Here is a 16,809-nt window from a genome sequence, read left to right on the forward strand (position 1 = left end):
CCTCAGGCCGCGCCAACGGAGCGGTAGACCTCCAGGGTCTGCCGGGCGATCGCGTCCCAGGAGAAGTGCTCCACCGCGCGCCGCCGGCCGGCCAGGCCGAACCGCTCGGTGCGTGCCGGGTCGGCGAGCAGCGTGTTGATCGCGGCCGCCAGGTCGGCCACGAAGCGTTCCGGGTCCAGTGGGGTGCCGGAGCCGTCGGTGGCCTGCGCGATCGGCACCAGCAGGCCGGTCTCGTCGTCGGCCACGACCTCGGGGATGCCGCCGGTCGCGGTCGCCACCACGGCCGTCTCGCAGGCCATCGCCTCCAGGTTGACGATGCCCATCGGTTCGTAGATCGACGGGCAGACGAACACGGTGGCGTGCGTCAGCACCTGGATCACCTCGGGCTTCGGCAGCATCTCGGCCACCCAGACCACGCCGGAACGGTTGGCCCGCAGCTCGGCGACCAACTCCTCCACCTCGGTGGCGATCTCGGCGGTGTCCGGCGCGCCCGCGAGCAGGACGAGCTGGGTGTCCGCCGGCAACTCCCGGGCGGCCCGCAGCAGGTACGGCAGCCCTTTCTGCCGGGTGATCCTGCCCACGTAGACCACGCTGGGGCGGGACGGGTCGACACCGAGCCGGTCGAGCACGTCGGTGCCCTGATCTGGGGCGTACTGGACGGTGTCGATGCCGTTGTAGACCACCCGGACCCGGTCGGGGTCGATCTGCGGGTACGCGGTGAGCACGTCGTTGCGCATCCCGCCACTGACCGCGATCACCGCGTCGGCGGCCTCCATCGCGGTGCGCTCGATCCAGGAGGAGAGCGCGTAACCGCCGCCGAGCTGCTCGGCCTTCCACGGCCGCAGCGGCTCCAGGCTGTGCGCGGTCACCACGTGCGGCACCCCGTGCAGCAGCTTCGCGGTGTGGCCGGCCAGGTTCGCGTACCACGTGTGGCTGTGCACCACGTCGGTGCCGGCCGCGCCGGCGGCCATCTCCAGGTCCACGCCCATCGTGCGCAGCGCGGCGTTCGCGACGGTCAGACCCGGCGGCTCGGCGTACGCGGTGACGCCCGGCTCGGTGCGCGGCAGGCCGAAGCAGTGCACCCGTACGTCGGCGAGGCCGCGCAGCTCCCGAGCCAGGTACTCGACGTGCACGCCCGCGCCGCCGTAGACCTCCGGCGGGTACTCGCGGGTGAGCAGATCGACGCGCAGGGAACCGGTGGCCGGGGAGGAGTCGGTCATGTGCGCACCCTAGTGCAGAAGACTCCCCGTACGAGTGGTGAAGTGGGACGCGGGTGGATAGCGTCGTGGCATGGCTGCCAAGGTGCTCGCGATCGTCCTGGCGGGTGGGGAGGGCAAGCGCCTGATGCCACTCACCACGGATCGGGCCAAGCCGGCCGTCCCGTTCGGCGGGATGTACCGCATGGTCGACTTCGTCCTCTCCAACCTGGCCAACGCCGGCTATCTCAAGATCGTCGTGCTGACCCAGTACAAGTCCCACTCTCTCGACCGACACATCACCAAGACCTGGCGGATGTCCACGCTGCTCGGCAACTACGTCACCCCGGTGCCCGCGCAGCAGCGTCGTGGCCCGTGGTGGTTCGCCGGCTCGGCCGACGCCATTTACCAGAGCTTCAACCTCATCAACGACGAGCAGCCCGACTACGTGATCGTCTTCGGCGCCGACCACATCTACCGGATGGACCCGCGGCAGATGGTGGAGGACCACATCGCGTCCGGCGCGGCGGTGACCGTCGCCGGCATCCGCCAGCCGCTGTCGATGGCCGACCAGTTCGGCGTCATCGAGGTCGGCGAGGACGGCAAGCGGATCCGGGCGTTCCGCGAGAAGCCCACCGACGCTGTCGGCCTGCCCGACGCGCCGGACGAGATCTACGCCTCGATGGGCAACTACGTCTTCACCACCCGGGCGCTCTGTGAGGCGGTCGAACGCGACGCGGAAGACAAGACCAGCAAGCACGACATGGGCGGCAGCATCATCCCGATGCTCGTCGAACGGGGCGAGGCGAACGTCTACGACTTCCGCGACAACGAGGTGCCGGGCAGCACCGACCGTGATCGCGGCTACTGGCGCGACGTGGGGACGCTCGACTCGTTCTACGACGCGCACATGGATCTGATCAACGTGCACCCCGTCTTCAACATGTACAACTTCGACTGGCCGATCTACACCGAGCAGCTGCCGTGGCCGCCGGCGAAGTTCGTCCACCAGTGGGGTGAGCGGGTCGGCCGCGCGGTCGGCTCGATGGTCTCCCCGGGCGTGGTGATCTCCGGCTCGTTGGTGGAGAACTCGATCGTCTCGCCGAAGGTGCGGGTGCACTCCTGGGCGCACGTCGAGGGCTCGGTGCTGATGGAGGGTGTGGAGATCGGCCGGCACGCGGTGGTCCGGCGGGCCATCCTGGACAAGAACGTGTTCGTCCCGGAGGGCGTCGAGATCGGCGTCGACCTGGAGAAGGACCGGCAGCGTTACACAGTTTCCGACAACGGCATCGTGGTGATCGGCAAGGGCCAGAAGGTCGAGCCGTGACCGACAGGCACTCCCCGAGGAGGATCCCGCAGTGACCCACCCCCGTGCCGGCCAGCCCGCCGAGCCCGCCGACCTGGTCGACGTGCCGCGCCTGGTGACCGCCTACTACGCCGAGCATCCGGATCCTGCGGACCCGGCCCAGCAGGTCTCCTTCGGCACCTCCGGCCACCGCGGCTCCAGCCTGCGCAACGCGTTCAACTCCGACCACATCCTGGCGGTCACCCAGGCGCTCTGCGACTACCGGCGCGAGCAGGGGCTCGACGGGCCGCTCTTCCTCGCCCGGGATACCCACGCGCTCTCCGCGCCGGCCGCTGTGGACGCCCTGGAGGTGCTCGCCGCCAACGGGGTCACCGTGCTGGTGGACAGCCGCGACGGTTACACCCCGACCCCGGCGCTGTCGCACGCGATCCTCACGCACAACCGTGGGCGGACCAGCGGGCTCGCTGACGGCATCGTCATCACCCCGTCGCACAACCCGCCCGACGACGGCGGTTTCAAGTACAACCCCACAAACGGTGGGCCGGCCGACACCGACGTGACCAGGTGGATCCAGGACCGGGCCAACGCCATCCTGGCCGCCGGGCTCAAGGAGGTCCGCCGGATCACCTACGCGCGGGCCCGGGCCGCGGACACCACCGGGGAGTACGACTTCCTCGCCAACTACGTCGACGACCTGCCGGCGGCGATCGACATCGACGCGATCCGCGATGCGGGGATCCGCATCGGCGCGGACCCGTTGGGCGGGGCGAGCGTGGCGTACTGGGGTGAGATCGCCGAGCGGCACCGGCTGGACCTGACAGTAGTCAACCCGACTGTCGACCCGACCTGGCGGTTCATGACCCTGGACGGCGACGGCAAGATCCGGATGGACTGCTCCTCGCCGAATGCGATGGCGTCGCTGATCGCCGCGCGGGCCGACTACCAGATTTCCACGGGCAACGACGCCGACGCCGACCGGCACGGCATCGTCACCCCGGACGCCGGGCTGATGAACCCGAACCACTACCTGGCGGTGGCGATCGGTCACCTGTTCCGTACCCGCACCGAGTGGGGGCCGGACGCCGCGGTGGGCAAGACCCTGGTCTCCTCGTCGATGATCGACCGGGTCGCCGCCGACCTGGGTCGTCCGCTGCTGGAGGTGCCGGTCGGCTTCAAGTGGTTCGTGCCCGGCCTGCTCGACGGCGCTGTCGGTTTCGGTGGCGAGGAGAGCGCCGGGGCGTCGTTCCTGCGGCGTGACGGCTCGACCTGGACCACCGACAAGGACGGCCTGCTGCTCTGCCTGCTCGCCGCCGAGATCCAGGCCACCACCGGCCGGAGCCCGAGCGAGCACTGGGCGGAGTTGGCCGAGCGTTTCGGCGCGCCCTCGTACGCCCGGATCGACGCTCCGGCCACCCGGGAGCAGAAGGCAGTGCTCGGCAAGCTCTCTCCGGAGCAGGTCACCGCCACCGAGCTCGCTGGTGAGCCGATCACCGCCACGCTGACCACCGCCCCCGGTAACGGCGCGGCGATCGGCGGCCTCAAGGTCAGCACCGAGTCCGGCTGGTTCGCCGCCCGCCCGTCCGGCACCGAGGACGTCTACAAGATCTACGCCGAGTCCTTCCAGGGCCCCGACCACCTCAGGCAGATCCAGGAAGAAGCCAAGAACCTGGTAGACCAAGCCCTAACCCAGTCCTGACCCCCTACCCCCACCTCCCACCCCCGGCTCTCCTGGGGTGGGGTGGGTTAGCAGGGTGGGGGGTCGGCGGGTGGGGGTAGCTCCTGGCCGCGTCGGCGTAGCTCTTCGGGGAGCAGTTCGCGGAGCTGCTCGGGGAGGAACGGCAGGTCGAGCAGCGTCATCTTCAACTGGTTGCGCTCCTGGTAGCGCAGCGGGTCGAAGCGGACCACCAGACCGGCGTCGCGCCGGTACGAGATGTCCACCGTGCCGTCCGTCGCGGCGTCGCGGAACACCAACCCGTCCATCTCCACGACGACCGGCGACGAGTTGGGCTGCAACTCCAACCGGATCTTCTCGTCCGGGGAGAGCACCACCGCCCGGGAGATGCCGGCCATCGGCGCCGCCGGCGTGATCACCACCGAGTCCGCCGCCGGGGAGATCAGTGGACCACCGGCCGCGTAGCTGTACGCCGTCGAGCCGGTCGGAGTGGCGACCACAACGGCGTCGCTGCGGTAGTAGCCGTACTGCTGGCCGTCGATGGCGAGCGTGACGCTGACGAAACCGGCGCCCGGCTGACGGACCAACGCGATGTCGTTGAACGCCACGACGTCGTCGCCGCATACGTCACAGGCGAGGCAGGCGTGCGACTCGATCGTGAAGTCCTTCGACAGCAGCCGGCTCAGCGCCTCGGGCAGCTCCGGCGGTTCGATCTCGACGAGAAACCCCAACCGACCCAGGTGTACGCCGAGCACCGGTTTCGGGTCGAGGACGGCGGATCGCAGCGCACCCAGCATGGTGCCGTCGCCGCCGATGCTGATCAGGGCGTCGGCACGGGACGCCACCTGGTCCGCCGGCACCGGTTCGACAGAGGACGGGACGCGGTGCTGGTCCTCCTCGCGCACGTACAACGTCTTGCGGTGACGCGTCGCCCACCGTTCGATGATCCCGACCACCTCGGTGACATCCCGGGTGGGGTGCAGCACAAGTCCCAGCCCCGACACCCGTACAGCTCACCACATCGGCGGCGACCGTACCCGGCGTACACCGAAGGTGCGCCGACGGCCCGCGGACCGTCGGCGCACCTCGCCGCCGTCAGGGGCGGGGCTGCCCGGTGAGGTGAGTCAGCGAGCGGGCGACCAGGTCGTCGCGGGCCGCCGGGGGGAGGCCCTCCAACCCGAAGCCCAGATACACGGTGTCCCCGGTGACCACCACCGAACCCTCCTCGAACGCCTGCTGGCTGCGCGACCAGTCGTTGGCGTTACCACCGGAGCCGGCCGGTGGCCCGGCCACCGTCCAACCTCCCAGGTCGGCGGACTCGAACGAGGTTTCCGCCACCGTCGACCCGTCGACCACCACCCGGGCGTCGTCCAGGAAGACGCCAAGACCCTGGGTGCCCCAGTCCGAGGCGTACGTGATCGACACCTCGACCTGTTTGCCGGCGTACGCGGTCAGGTCGACAACGAACTCCTTCCAGCCGCTCGACGTCCCGGTCGCCGCGTTCCAGCTGCCGGTGCTGCCGGTGGGGGAGCAGCCCGCGCCCTGGTAGTGGGCGAGGAACGGGTGCAGCTGGTCCCAACCCGAGGCGCAGCTCTCCCCGGTGACCGTGCTGGTCTTGCCGTTGACGTCCGGCAGGGTCGTCCACTCGTCGCTGCCCACCTCGTGCGCCTCGACGAAGAGGAAGTCCCAGTCCTGCTCGATCTCGTACGAGGTGAAGAAGCGCAGTTCTCCGCTGCTCGCCCCGCTGAGGTCCACGGTGCGGGTGAGCCGCTTGTACGACTCGTCGGCCTGCCCGCTGTGCAGGTACCACTCACCCGTACGCGGGTCGAACGGCGCACCACCCGGTCGGGTCCAGCCCACCGGCGCGGAGCTGGCGAACTGCGGGAACTCGTCCGGCGGCAGGAAACTCGACGTGGTCAGGAACGACGCGGTGTGTCCCTGGTTCTCCGCCGAACCGGAGCCGTTGAGCTGGCCGGTGAAACCGGTGAACGCGCCGTCGCTTCCGGCGACCGGGAACGGCTCTCCCTCCGGCGCGGTGCCGCCGTCGCTGACGTAGGTGTGCGCCCCCAACCAGTACTGCTGGAAGTCGTTCAGCAGCGGCAGGCAGGCGGGATCGTCGGCGTTCGTGCACTCCGGCGGTGCGTCCGGGTGGTAGACGTACGAACCGTTGGCACCCTGGGCGAACAACGCGTACTGGCCGCTGACCAGGAGCTTCCCGCCCTCGTTCAGGTAGTCCCGAACGGCCAGTTCGGTGTCCAACGCAGCCCTGGCCGCGGTGCCGGCGACCTGGCCGGGGGAGCGCATGATCACGTCGTCACCGGTCTCCCACACCACGGCCCTGTAGTGCGACAGGACACCGAGCGGGTGCGGGGCCTTGCGGCCCATCGCGTCGAAGTCGTACACGTCGCTCGTCCGCCCGGCGGCGCTGAGCGACGCCGCGACCTCGTCGGCGTACTTCGCTGTGGTGCCGGTCTGCGCCGGGCTGAGGCCGGTGACGTCCTCTGCGGCGAGGACCAGCACGTCCCCTCCGATGTCGGTGTGCACCCGGTAGGTGAAGTGAACGCTTGCGACCACCCCGGACCGGGGTTTGTTGCCGGTGAACCAGACCTCCACCCGGTCGCCCGGCTTCGTGCCGCCGACAGTGCCGCGAAGCTCGGCGTAGTAGTCGTCGTGCGTGCCGCCGTACCGCTCACCGCCGCGCCACTCGCGGACCGCTACGGTCTTCGGCCGCCCACCGTTGACCGTGTAGTGCATCTTCACGTTCTTCAGCGCCCGCCGGGTGATCGCGGCGACCTGCTGGGTGCGCCCGTACGAGGTGTCGAAGGCGTCCACCACGAAGTCCGGGGTGCTCCGTCCGACGACCGAGACCGGCTCGTCCGGGTCCGCCGCCGACTTGGCCACGGCCAGCGCGAAGGGCAGGTTCTTGCTCACCTCCCCAGCGATCAACTCCTCGTCGTCGGGGAAGATGAAGCCGCTGACGCAGTCCTCCGGGCGCCACTCGTCGTCGGGGTCGACCGCCGAAGCGGCCTCGCACGTGGACATCTCCGGGGTGAAGCCCAGCGTGCCGTACCGAACGGTGGCGTGGCTGTCGGTGTCACCGTTCGTGGTGTAGAGCTCGGCGGAGATGTCCGGGTCGTAGCCGGGCACCGCCGGGTGCGCGTCGTCACCGGCCATCGCCTTGTAGATCTCGTCGTCCGGGGTGGGAGTGCTCACCTGCCAACCGAGGCCGTAGAGCAGCAGTTCGGCCGCCGAGTGGTAGTTGACGAAGAACTCGAACCCGACCCGCTTGAAGAGCCGGTCCAGTGCCTTGGTCTCCGGCTCCGAGTTGGGGCCCGAGCCCCGGTAGGTCTCGCTGTTCGGGTCCGGCGACGAACCCTCGTTGTCGTACCCCCACTTGTAGCTGAAGTTGCGGTTGAGGTCGACGCCGTCGCCCGAGCCGATCTGGCCGTCGCCGTTGTTGTCCCGCAGGTTCTTGCGCCACAGGCGGTTGCCCGAGGTGAAGGTGTGGTCGTAGCCGTCCGGGTTGGCCACCGGCAGGAACCACAGCTCGGTCGTGTCCAGGAGTCTGGTGATCTCCCGGTCGGTGCCGTAGCTGTCCAGGACGTGGTGCATCAGTCGGCGGGTCATCTCCGGCGTGATCCACTCGCGGGCGTGCTGCGCGCCGGCGTAGAGCACGGCGGGCCGCTTCCCGTCCTCGACGGTCCGCGCGTTCTTGGTGACCTTCACGGCGACGATCGGTTGGCCCTGCTGCGTGCGGCCGATCGTCTCCACCTTGGTCAGCTTGGGATATCGAGCCGCTGTGGCGTTCAGCTCGTCCCGCAGGCCGCCCGGCTCCCCATAGGGCCGGAACGCCGTCCAACCCGCCGCCGCCTGCTCCCGCAGCGCCTGCGACGCGTCCTTGCCGCGTACCTTCTTCACCGCCAACGGGACGCCCTGGTCGGTCAGCCGTTTCGCCTGCCGGCGGCTGAGCACCGTCTCGACAGTCGTCTTGCCGGTCGCGTCCGTCTTCGCGTCGTGGCCGAGGTCGACCCCCGCCGCGCGTAGCTGATCCCGCTGTTTCGCGTCGACAGTGCCGACGTAGACCTCCAGGCCGTCGCGGGCGCCCGGTTCGGATGGTGGCCGCGCGCTGGCGGGTGGGGTCAGTGCCAGTGCGCCGAGCAGGGTGACCACGCTGGCGATCGCCAGTCGTCTCGGTCTCATCGCGCCTCCTTGGGTGAAGGACCTGTAGGCGCGAGCCTTCGGTGTGGACTGATCGCTGTCAATCGGTCGATGGGTGGGCCGTTGCTGCCCGTGTCGATGCCGGAGCCGGCTGTGACAGGTGGCGGGTCGTGTGGGGAGGCTCCGTCAGCTCGCGCCGGGGCCGACGCGGGGAGTGCGCCGGCCCCGGTTGCGACGGCGTCAGCGTGCCAGCGGAATCCCGGCGCGTCGCTCGGGAAGCGGACCGGGCAGGATGCCGCAGAGCCGGGCGAGCTGGTCGGTAACCTTGGCGGGTTCGTCGAACGGGTCCAGTCCACTCACCTCGAAGGGATCCAGGACCGGTACCGTCACGTGCGAGATCAGCGGGTGCAGCGGTCGGTGGTCGGCCTCGCCCTGACCGAGCAGGTCCTCGTGCAGCTTCTCCCCGGGGCGTAGCCCGGTGTAGACGATCGGGACCGGGCTGGACGCCTGCTCGACCATGCGGCGGGCCAGGTCGTCGATCCGGACCGGCTCGCCCATGTCGAGCACCAGTGCCTCTCCGTCGCGGCCGATGGCGGCTGCCTGGAGGACCAGGTGCACCGCCTCCTGCACCGTCATCAGGTAACGGGTGACGTTGGGGTCGGTGACGGTCAGCGGCTGCCTTGCCTCGATCTGCCGTTGGAAGGCGGTCACCACCGATCCACGACTGCTCAGGACGTTGCCGAACCGGACGCTCAGGAAGGTGCCCGGGTAGGTCGCCGCCGCGTGCGCGGTCAGCATCTCGGTGATGCGCTTCGAGTAGCCGAGGACGCTGATCGGGTCGGCGGCCTTGTCGGTGGAGATGTTGACGAAACGGGCGACGTCCCGGCACGCGTCCAGCACGGAGAGCGTTCCCCAGACGTTCGTCTTGACCGCCTCGCCCGGGTGCCGTTCCAGCAGGGTCAGGTGCTTGAGCGCGGCGGCGTGGAAGACGATCTCGGGGCGGCGTTGCCGCATGATGCGCCGGACTCCCTCATCGTCCCGCAGGTCGGCGAGGATGAGTTCGGGTCCGTCCAGCAGCGCCCGCCCGGTGAGCGACATCTGAAGGCTGTGCAGGGCCGACTCGTCCCGGTCCAGCATCATCAGCTCACCGGGGTTGGCGCGCATGATCTGCCGGCACAGCTCCGAGCCGATCGAGCCCCCGGCGCCGGTGACCAGAACGCGTCGACCGGTGAGCCCGTTGTCGTCCAGGGTCAGGTCGCCGACCACCTGGCGTCGGCCGAGCAGGTCACTGATCTGGACGTCCCGCACGTCGCTGACCGTGATCCGGTGATCCACCAGCTCCCGGACCGGTGGCAGGACCTTGAACGCCGTGCCGGTGCGCAGGGTCGCCTCCCGCACCTCGCGGATCAGCGTGGCGTCGGCGTTGGCCACCGCGAAGATCACCGTGGTGGCGCCGGTGCGGCGGATCACGTCGACGAGGTGCTGCCGGCCGCCCAGCACCGGGACACCGGCGATGCGCAGGTCGTGTTTGCCCGGGTCGTCGTCGAGCGCGCCGACGGGTAGGTAGCGGCCCTTCGGGTCGCTGAGCATCGCGCGTACCAGGCCCTGCCCGGCCTCGCCGAGACCGAAGAGGAGCACCGGGGTCGCCGAGCGGGCGTCCGGGCGCATCGCACGGTCCCGCCGGTGGCGGTGCAGGAGACGGCAGCTGAGCATCAACAGCAGCGCCAGCGCGGCACCGATCACCGGGGTGCTGGCCGGCACCGGACGTTCGCCCAGCGCGAGAAGGGCGACGAGGACGATAGCCGCCGTGGTGGCGGTGGTGCCGGCGAGCCCCCGAACCTCCTCGACGGTGCCGAGGGGCTGACGACCGGACCGAATGCGACGCAGTGCGCTGACGCCGACGTGCAGCACGGCGGCTCCGCCGCCGAGCAGTATCGCGTTGACCGCCTGATCGATGGTGAGAGCTAGCTCGTACCTCGCCCAGCCTGCGACCGTGAACCCGCCGACCCAGCCGAGGGCGTCGGCGGCGAGGAAGATGGCGGTCCGACGACTCACCCTGGCCCGGCCGGTGGCTGTCGACGCCGTTTGCTCAACCCGTTGTATCTCCGGCGGCATCTATGACTCCCTGTCCTGTCCGTGGCCGAAGATGACCCAGGGCAGGTCAGGGGCCACGAACGTCCCCCAACTGCTTAGCGGAATATGCGCCGCCAAATCCGGTTTTCACATTTCTATGACCGGTTGTCTGATTCGACGTCGGGAATCCCGGCAGGCGTGCCGTTGCCGGTGAGGCTCCTCGCGGCGGCCCAGCATCGTGCCGTCACCCCCCGAGCGATCAACATGTGCGACGCGTACGCAGGGGCGTTTCGCTCGGTCGGTTGGCTCGTTGGGTCAGGAGCGACCATCCACATCCCAAAGGGGGCCCGCGCGCGATGACCTGGCCCGGGGCTGCCCTCGACCCCGGCGGGGCGACCGGTGCGACCGAGGCGCGGATGGATCGGCCAACCGGAGACCGGGCGTCTGGCGCCCGGCGGGATCTCGTCGGTCGGGTGCTCCGCTGCTATCCGGTGACCGTCGTCGTGCTCGCCCCGTACGCGCTGCTCATCCTGCCGATGGCGGCCTTCTACCGGAACCCGGAGATCGGTTTCATCGTCTCCCTGGTCGGGTTCGCGTTGCTGGGCAGCGTCGCCGTGGAGACGATCGGCTGGCTGTCCGCACGCCCCGATCCGCGCTGGCGAGAGGGTTTCCGACGCGCCCACGCCCGGTATCCGTGGCTCTATCCGGTCGCTATCGTGGTCACGCTGATCAGTGTCACAGCGAACGTGCTCGGGGCCCACCTCGGCAGGGGAACCATCGTCAACCAGGTCTCCGGTGACCTGTCCGGCGGGCCGCTCGCCATGGTGAGCACGCTCTTCTCGGGGTGGACGGCCCTGGGCTTCGCGTTGCTGGTGGCCAGCCACCTGAGTGGTCGGCTGTCACGGGCGAAGCTGTACGGCTGGCTGGCCGTCCTCGTCGGCGCGGAGGCCTACATCGCCGTGTTGACAGCCAGATCGGCACCCCTGGTCGCGCTGCTGTTCTTCGTGGCCTCCACCGGGGCGCTCTGCGGCGTCTTCCGACTGCGCCACCTGGTGTTCTGTGCGGTGGTGCTCTTCCTCGCGTGGCCGGCCGTGTTCGAGCATCGCAACGCCATCCGGGAGGATCGCGGCGTCGCGGTGGACACCAAGGTCACCGCCACCGACCGACTGCGGCTGGATAGTCAGCTCAGCGTGGTGGCGGGCTTCGACGTCCCGGTCGACCTGGGTCAACCCGGGGTCAGCGACTACCTGCGGTACGGGTTGGTGCCCCGGGTGTTGGATCCGGACCGGCCGCCGATCTCCACCGGGCAGCGGATCAACCAGTACATCGGCGGCGGGCCGACATCGGCGTACACCTTTCTGCTGCTGGGCAACATCTGGTTCTTCGACGGCGCCGTCGGCGTGGTCGCCGTGCATGCCTTCTGGGCCGCCGTGGCGGCGGTGCTGCTGCGCTGGCGGGGGCCCCCCGGCCCGATCCGGCTGAGCCTCTTCTGCCTGGTGCTCTTCGATCCGCTGCTCTGGTCCAACACCTATCCGGACTCCACCATCAGTTTTCTGCAACACGTGGTGGCGGCGATGCCGGTCTTCGTCCTGCTGGGGCTCAGCCGTCGACCCCTGCACGGGGCCCGCAAACCGGACCATGGTCGGTTGCCCACGGTCCCGGGCGCGCTCCGGTGACCGTACGGGTAGGCCGGCACGCGGTCGGCCGGGCCGACGCGCCAGCCGGTCGACGCACCGGTCGTCGGGCGCTGCTCGCGTTGGTCGTCGGCGGGCTCTCCAGCGGCGGCAACCTGCTGCTGGCGATCACCGTGACCCGACTGGAGTCGGTCGGCGGGCTGGGTCAGTTCGCCCTCGCCTTCTCGTTCTACATCGTCGGCTCCGGGTTGGTGCGGAGCACCGTCACCGACACCGTGCTGGCCACCGGGGACGGGGTCGCGTCGGCCGCCCGGCGGGCGATCCTGCTCGGCCTCGTCGGTGGCACCCCGGTCTGCGCCGCCGGCGCGGCGTACGGATCGCCCTACCTGCTGTTCGCGGGCCTCGCCCTGCCCGGGTTGGTCCTCTACGACTACACCAAGGCGGTCGCCGTCGGCATCGGCGCTCCCTCGGCGGCGATGGCCCAGGAGATCGCCTGGGCGGCGCTCACCGGGTGTGCCGCGCTGGCCGGTCTGCTCCGGGTGATCGACACGCCGTACGTCTTCGCCCTGTGGGCCGTCGGTGGTGCTCTCATCGGTGTGGTCGTCGCGGCCCGGCGCCGGTACGCGCTGGTGCCCGGCTGGCGGGTCAGCCGAGCCGAGACCCGCGTCGCGGCGGGGTTCGGTGCGCAGTTCCTGCTGACCACCGGGTCGGCGCAGCTGGCGCTGACCGCGGTGGCGCTGGTCGTCGGCACGGCGGTGGTCGGCGCGTTGAGCGCCGGGCGCACGCTGCTGGGCCCGGTCAACCTGGTGTTGTCGACGGCGGCCACGCTGATCCTGCCGCAGTTGGCCCGCACCCGTGCCGAGTCCCCCTCGGTGCGGACGCGGGCGGCTGTCCGGCTGGCACTACTGGTGGCCGCCGCCGTCCTGCCGTTGACCGTCGCGGTCGCCCTGCTGCCGGACTCGGTCGGCAAGGAACTGCTCGGCGCCAACTGGACCGTCGCCCGGAGCCTGCTGGTGCTGCTCGCGCTGGAGAGCCTGCTCGCCGTGCCGGCCGCGATCGGCTTCGCCGGGCTGCGGGTCGAGCGGGCGAGCCGGCGGGCGATCGTGCTCGGCATCCTGCTCGGCGGGCTCCGCGTACCGGCGGTCGTCGCTGGGGCGGTTCTGTTCGGCGCGCCCGGCGCGGCGGGTGCGCTGGTCCTGCTGGCCCTGTTCAGCGCGGTCGCCTGGGGCGGCAGTTACCTCCTGCTGCTGCGAGACCGCGCGGCGGACCGCGCACCAGCGGTCCAACCAGTCTGACCGCCGGACCCGCGCCGACGCCGTCGGCACGGGTCCGGCGGCGGGTCAGGCGATGGTCGCCAGGGCGGCGCGGACCCGCTCCACCACGGCCTTGACCGCCGGTTCGGTCAGATCGACGTACGTGGGCAGGTTGATGCCACGTCGACTCAGGTCCTCGGTCACCGGACAGTCCGCGTCGGGATCACGATGCGCCGGTAGGTCCGGGATCGGCACGAAGAACGGTCTGGTCTCCACGCCGAGCCGGGCGAGTGCCCGCGCCAGGGCGTCCCGGGACGTCGCGTCCCCCTCGGCCCCGACGAGGAAGGCCGCCATCCACGGCGCGCGGCGAACTCCGGCGGCCACCGGCTGCGCCGACAGCGCCGGCTCGTCGGCCAACTGCTCCTCGTAACCGGCGATCACCCGGTCCCGGTGGGCGATGATCTCGTCGGCCCGCTCCAGTTGGGCGCAGAGCACCGCGGCGCACAGGTTCGTCATCCGGTAGTTGTAGCCCAGCACCGGGAAGTAGTACCGCCGTTGCGGGTCCATGCCCTGGTTACGCAGCAGACGCATCCGCTCGGCCAGGGCCGCGTCGGAGGTGGTCACGCAGCCGCCCTCGCCGGAGGTGAGCACCTTGTTGCCGAAGAACGAGAAGGTGGTGACGTCGGCGAGCGAGCCGGTGGGTCGCCCGTCGACGGTGGCGCCGAACGACTCCGCCGCGTCGGCGACCAGGAGCAGGCCGTGCCGGTCGCAGAGATGGCGCAGGGCGGTGTAGTCGGCCGGGTGCCCGTACAGGTCGACGGCGATGACCGCCCGGGTACGCGGCCCGATCGCGCCGCGTACCGCTGCCGGGTCGACACACCAACTCTCCGGCAGGACGTCCACGCAGACGGCACGCGCGCCGCAGTACGCGACAGCGTTGGCCGTCGCCACGTAGGTCAACGCGGGGACGATCACCTCGTCCCCCGGCCCGATGCCGGCCGCCGCGAGGACCAGGTGCAGCGCGACGGTGCCGTTGCTGGTTGTCAGGGCGGTGTCGGCGGCGCACCGTCGGGCGAAACGTTCCTCGAAGTTGCGCAGGTACGGGCCCTGTGAGGAGATCCACCCGCTCCGCAGCGCGTCGACCACGTACCGCTCCTCCAAGGTGGAGAGGCTCGGTCGGGCCACCGGATAGGTGTCGTCCGCGATGCTCATGTTCCGTCCCCTCCGCCGGCCGCGGTGTCGTTCGCGGCGGCCGTGACGAAGGGAGACCGTGGCACCGGGCCCGATCCACCCCGCGCCGCCCAGCCCAGGACGTCCAGGTAGTCGCGGCCGGTGGCCGCCCAGGTGCGACCGGCCAGCCGGCCGTTCGCCCGTCGGGAGGCGGCGGCGTAGCGCTCCCGGTCGTCGAGCAGGTGCCGCACCCCCTCGGCCAGGGATCGCGGATCCCGCGCCTCGAAGACCGCGGCCTCGGCGCGGTTGAACTCCAGTTGGTCGCGCAACGGCTCGACGTCGGCGCAGGCGACCGGGAGACCCCAGGTGAACGCTTCCAGCATCGCGCCGCTGGCGGCCTCCCAGAGTGAGGGTACGACCACCGCGTCGGCTCGGGCGTAGATGGCGTTCAGCTCGTCCAGGCTGACGAAGCCGGGGAAGGAGACCCGGCCGCGCAGGTCGGGTTGCGCGGCGCGGGCCAGCAGCCGGCTCGCCTCGGGCTCGACCAGCGGCCCCGGGCAGATGAGGCGGCAGTCCGGCAGCAGCGCCATCGCCTCCAGCAGGGTCGCGTGGTTCTTGTGTTCCGCGGTGGACGACGGGTAGACCAGCAGCCCCGGTTCGGGCCGCGCGTGCGCGCGCTCCGGTGCGGGTTGGAACGCCGGGGTCGGGATGAGCACGGTCCGCTCCGCGGCCTCCGGGAAGAGGCGCAGGGTCTCCCGGTACGGATGGGGCCAGGTGACCACGATCGCCGCCGCGCGGGCCACGTTCTCCCGGATCACCGCCGCGAAGCCGGGGGCGTGGAACTCGGCCCCCAGGTGGCGTGTGTCGTGCAGGACGACGACCGATCTGGCCGATCCGATCGGTGCAGAGTGGACCGGGGACAGGGTGACGTCGGTGTCGGCGTGCCGTACGACGGACCGTTGCCGGACCGCGTTGACGGCCGTGCGAACCGTGCGGGAGTTACGCATCACCCTCGGCGTCCACCGGCGCAGCAGTTGGCCGGTGGGGTTGTCGGAGCGGAGCGGCTGCGCCACCTCGGTCCAGCCGATCCGCGCGTCGGGCACCTGCTGCCGCCACTGGGGCAGCGTGCCCCGCAGGACGTTCACCCGCAGCTCGCAGGAGTCGTCGGTGGCCATGCCGGTCAACAGGCCGTAGGTGAAGGCTTCGAGCCCCGCGGCGTGACCGGGACGGATGGCTGCGGCGTCGACCGCGACCCTCACCGGTCCACCCGGATCAGTCGACCCATCCGCTCGTCCTCGAGGAGCTGCCGGTCAGCGTCGACCATGACCCGGACCAGGTCGCTGAAGAGCGTCTTCGGCGCCCACCCCAGGGTGCGTCGGGCTTTCGAGTAGTCGCCGATGAGGGCGTCGACCTCCGCCGGGCGGAAGTAGGCCGGGTCCAGCTCCACGTACTGCTGCCACTCCAACCCGACCCGGTCGAACGCGGCTTCGACGAACTCGCGCACGGTGTGACCCTCGCCGGTGGCGATCACGTAGTCGTCCGGGGTGTCCTGCTGGAGAGCGAGCCACATCGCCTCGACGTACTCCGGCGCGTAGCCCCAGTCCCGAACGGCGTCGAGGTTGCCCAGGTATAGCTTGTCCTGGATGCCGGCCTCGATCCTGGCCACCGCACGGGTGATCTTGCGGGTCACGAAGTTCTCACCCCGGCGCGGGCTCTCGTGGTTGAACAGGATGCCGTTGGCGCAGAACATGTTCCAGGACTCGCGGTAGTTCACCGCCGACCAGAAGGCGTACACCTTGGCGCACGCGTACGGGCTGCGCGGGTGGAACGGGGTCTCCTCGCGTTGCGGGGGTGGGGTCGAGCCGAACATCTCCGACGAGGACGCCTGGTAGAACCGGCAGCCGACGTCGGCGGACCGGGCCGCCTCCATCATGCGCAGCGCCCCGAGCCCGGTGACGTCCGCCGTGTAGCCGGGGATGTCGAAGGACACCCGGACGTGGCTCTGCGCGCCCAGGTTGTAGATCTCGTGGGGGCGGATGTCCCGAATCAGCGCGGTCAGTGAGGCCGGGTCGGACAGGTCGCTGTAGTGGAGGAAGAGGCGGGCGTCGCCGCTGCGCGGATGGACGTCGACGTGGTCGATCCGCTCGGTGTTGAAAGAGGACGACCGCCGTTTGATGCCGTGCACCGTGTATCCCTTGTCGAGCAGGAACTCTGACAGGTAACTGCCGTCCTGACCGGTGATGCCGGATATGAGTGCCGTTCGTGACATGAAGTCCCTCTCCGCTGGGCCAATTTTCCCCCGCGGTTCCTTATATCGCTCTCGGGCACGCCGCTTCTGAGGTTTCAT

The 16,809-nt window shown here is 70.5% G+C and carries 11 protein-coding genes; 4 read left to right on the forward strand and 7 right to left on the reverse strand.

The annotated features are described in order from the left end of the window. Positions 1 to 2: 2 nt before the first annotated feature. The gene (gene glgA / locus AB0B68_RS19690; protein ID WP_357261582.1) at positions 3 to 1,220 is read right to left on the reverse strand and encodes a glycogen synthase; all 1,218 of its coding nucleotides are present in this window, start codon (positions 1,218 to 1,220) and stop codon (positions 3 to 5) included. A gap of 70 nt (positions 1,221 to 1,290) precedes the next feature. Between glgA and glgC the strand changes: the two genes are divergently transcribed. Both glgC and pgm read left to right on the forward strand, forming a co-directional pair. Continuing rightward, the gene (glgC, locus tag AB0B68_RS19695) at positions 1,291 to 2,523 is read left to right on the forward strand and encodes a glucose-1-phosphate adenylyltransferase (RefSeq protein ID WP_088990519.1); all 1,233 of its coding nucleotides are present in this window, start codon (positions 1,291 to 1,293) and stop codon (positions 2,521 to 2,523) included. A gap of 31 nt (positions 2,524 to 2,554) precedes the next feature. After that, positions 2,555 to 4,198 carry a phosphoglucomutase (alpha-D-glucose-1,6-bisphosphate-dependent) gene (gene pgm / locus AB0B68_RS19700; protein WP_357261585.1) on the forward strand — a complete coding sequence of 548 codons (1,644 nt, stop codon included), beginning with the start codon at positions 2,555 to 2,557 and terminating at the stop codon, positions 4,196 to 4,198. A 47-nt stretch (positions 4,199 to 4,245) separates the two neighbouring features. Here the strand turns inward: pgm and AB0B68_RS19705 are convergent, their stop codons facing one another. From AB0B68_RS19705 to AB0B68_RS19715, 3 genes are all read right to left on the reverse strand, one after another. Then, positions 4,246 to 5,178, reverse strand: coding sequence for an NAD(+)/NADH kinase (locus AB0B68_RS19705; protein ID WP_357200385.1), 933 nt, complete (start codon positions 5,176 to 5,178; stop codon positions 4,246 to 4,248). Between the two features lie 91 nt (positions 5,179 to 5,269). Continuing rightward, entirely contained in the window at positions 5,270 to 8,374 is a 3,105-nt protein-coding gene (locus AB0B68_RS19710; RefSeq protein ID WP_357261588.1) for a M14 family zinc carboxypeptidase, read from the reverse strand. Positions 8,375 to 8,572: 198 nt separating this feature from the next. Then, positions 8,573 to 10,447, reverse strand: coding sequence for a nucleoside-diphosphate sugar epimerase/dehydratase (locus AB0B68_RS19715; RefSeq protein WP_357200391.1), 1,875 nt, complete (start codon positions 10,445 to 10,447; stop codon positions 8,573 to 8,575). A 314-nt stretch (positions 10,448 to 10,761) separates the two neighbouring features. On the opposite strand from AB0B68_RS19715, the gene AB0B68_RS19720 reads away from it, so the two are divergent. Together AB0B68_RS19720 and AB0B68_RS19725 are read left to right on the forward strand one after the other, a co-directional pair. Beyond that, a complete protein-coding gene (locus AB0B68_RS19720; RefSeq protein ID WP_357261591.1) occupies positions 10,762 to 12,081 on the forward strand; it encodes a hypothetical protein in 1,320 nt (439 codons plus the stop codon). Next, positions 12,078 to 13,334 (forward strand): hypothetical protein, encoded by a 1,257-nt coding sequence (locus AB0B68_RS19725; RefSeq protein WP_357261594.1) that lies wholly within the window; start codon positions 12,078 to 12,080, stop codon positions 13,332 to 13,334. Before AB0B68_RS19720 ends, AB0B68_RS19725 begins: the two co-directional genes overlap by 4 nt. A 45-nt stretch (positions 13,335 to 13,379) precedes the next feature. On the opposite strand, the gene AB0B68_RS19730 is transcribed toward AB0B68_RS19725, so the two are convergent. Genes AB0B68_RS19730 through gmd form a run of 3 tightly spaced genes read right to left on the reverse strand, consistent with a single transcriptional unit; the run spans position 13,380 to position 16,731 of the window. Further along, a complete protein-coding gene (locus tag AB0B68_RS19730; RefSeq protein WP_357261597.1) occupies positions 13,380 to 14,504 on the reverse strand; it encodes a DegT/DnrJ/EryC1/StrS family aminotransferase in 1,125 nt (374 codons plus the stop codon). Beyond that, entirely contained in the window at positions 14,501 to 15,721 is a 1,221-nt protein-coding gene (locus AB0B68_RS19735) for a glycosyltransferase (protein WP_357261600.1), read from the reverse strand. The genes AB0B68_RS19730 and AB0B68_RS19735 overlap by 4 nt, the downstream gene beginning before the upstream one ends. Beyond that, the gene (gene gmd, locus AB0B68_RS19740) at positions 15,718 to 16,731 is read right to left on the reverse strand and encodes a GDP-mannose 4,6-dehydratase (protein WP_355007140.1); all 1,014 of its coding nucleotides are present in this window, start codon (positions 16,729 to 16,731) and stop codon (positions 15,718 to 15,720) included. Before gmd ends, AB0B68_RS19735 begins: the two co-directional genes overlap by 4 nt. Positions 16,732 to 16,809 lie beyond the last annotated feature (78 nt).

It is taken from the genome of Micromonospora sp. NPDC049049 (genome assembly GCF_040649115.1).
GTDB lineage: Bacteria > Actinomycetota > Actinomycetes > Mycobacteriales > Micromonosporaceae > Micromonospora.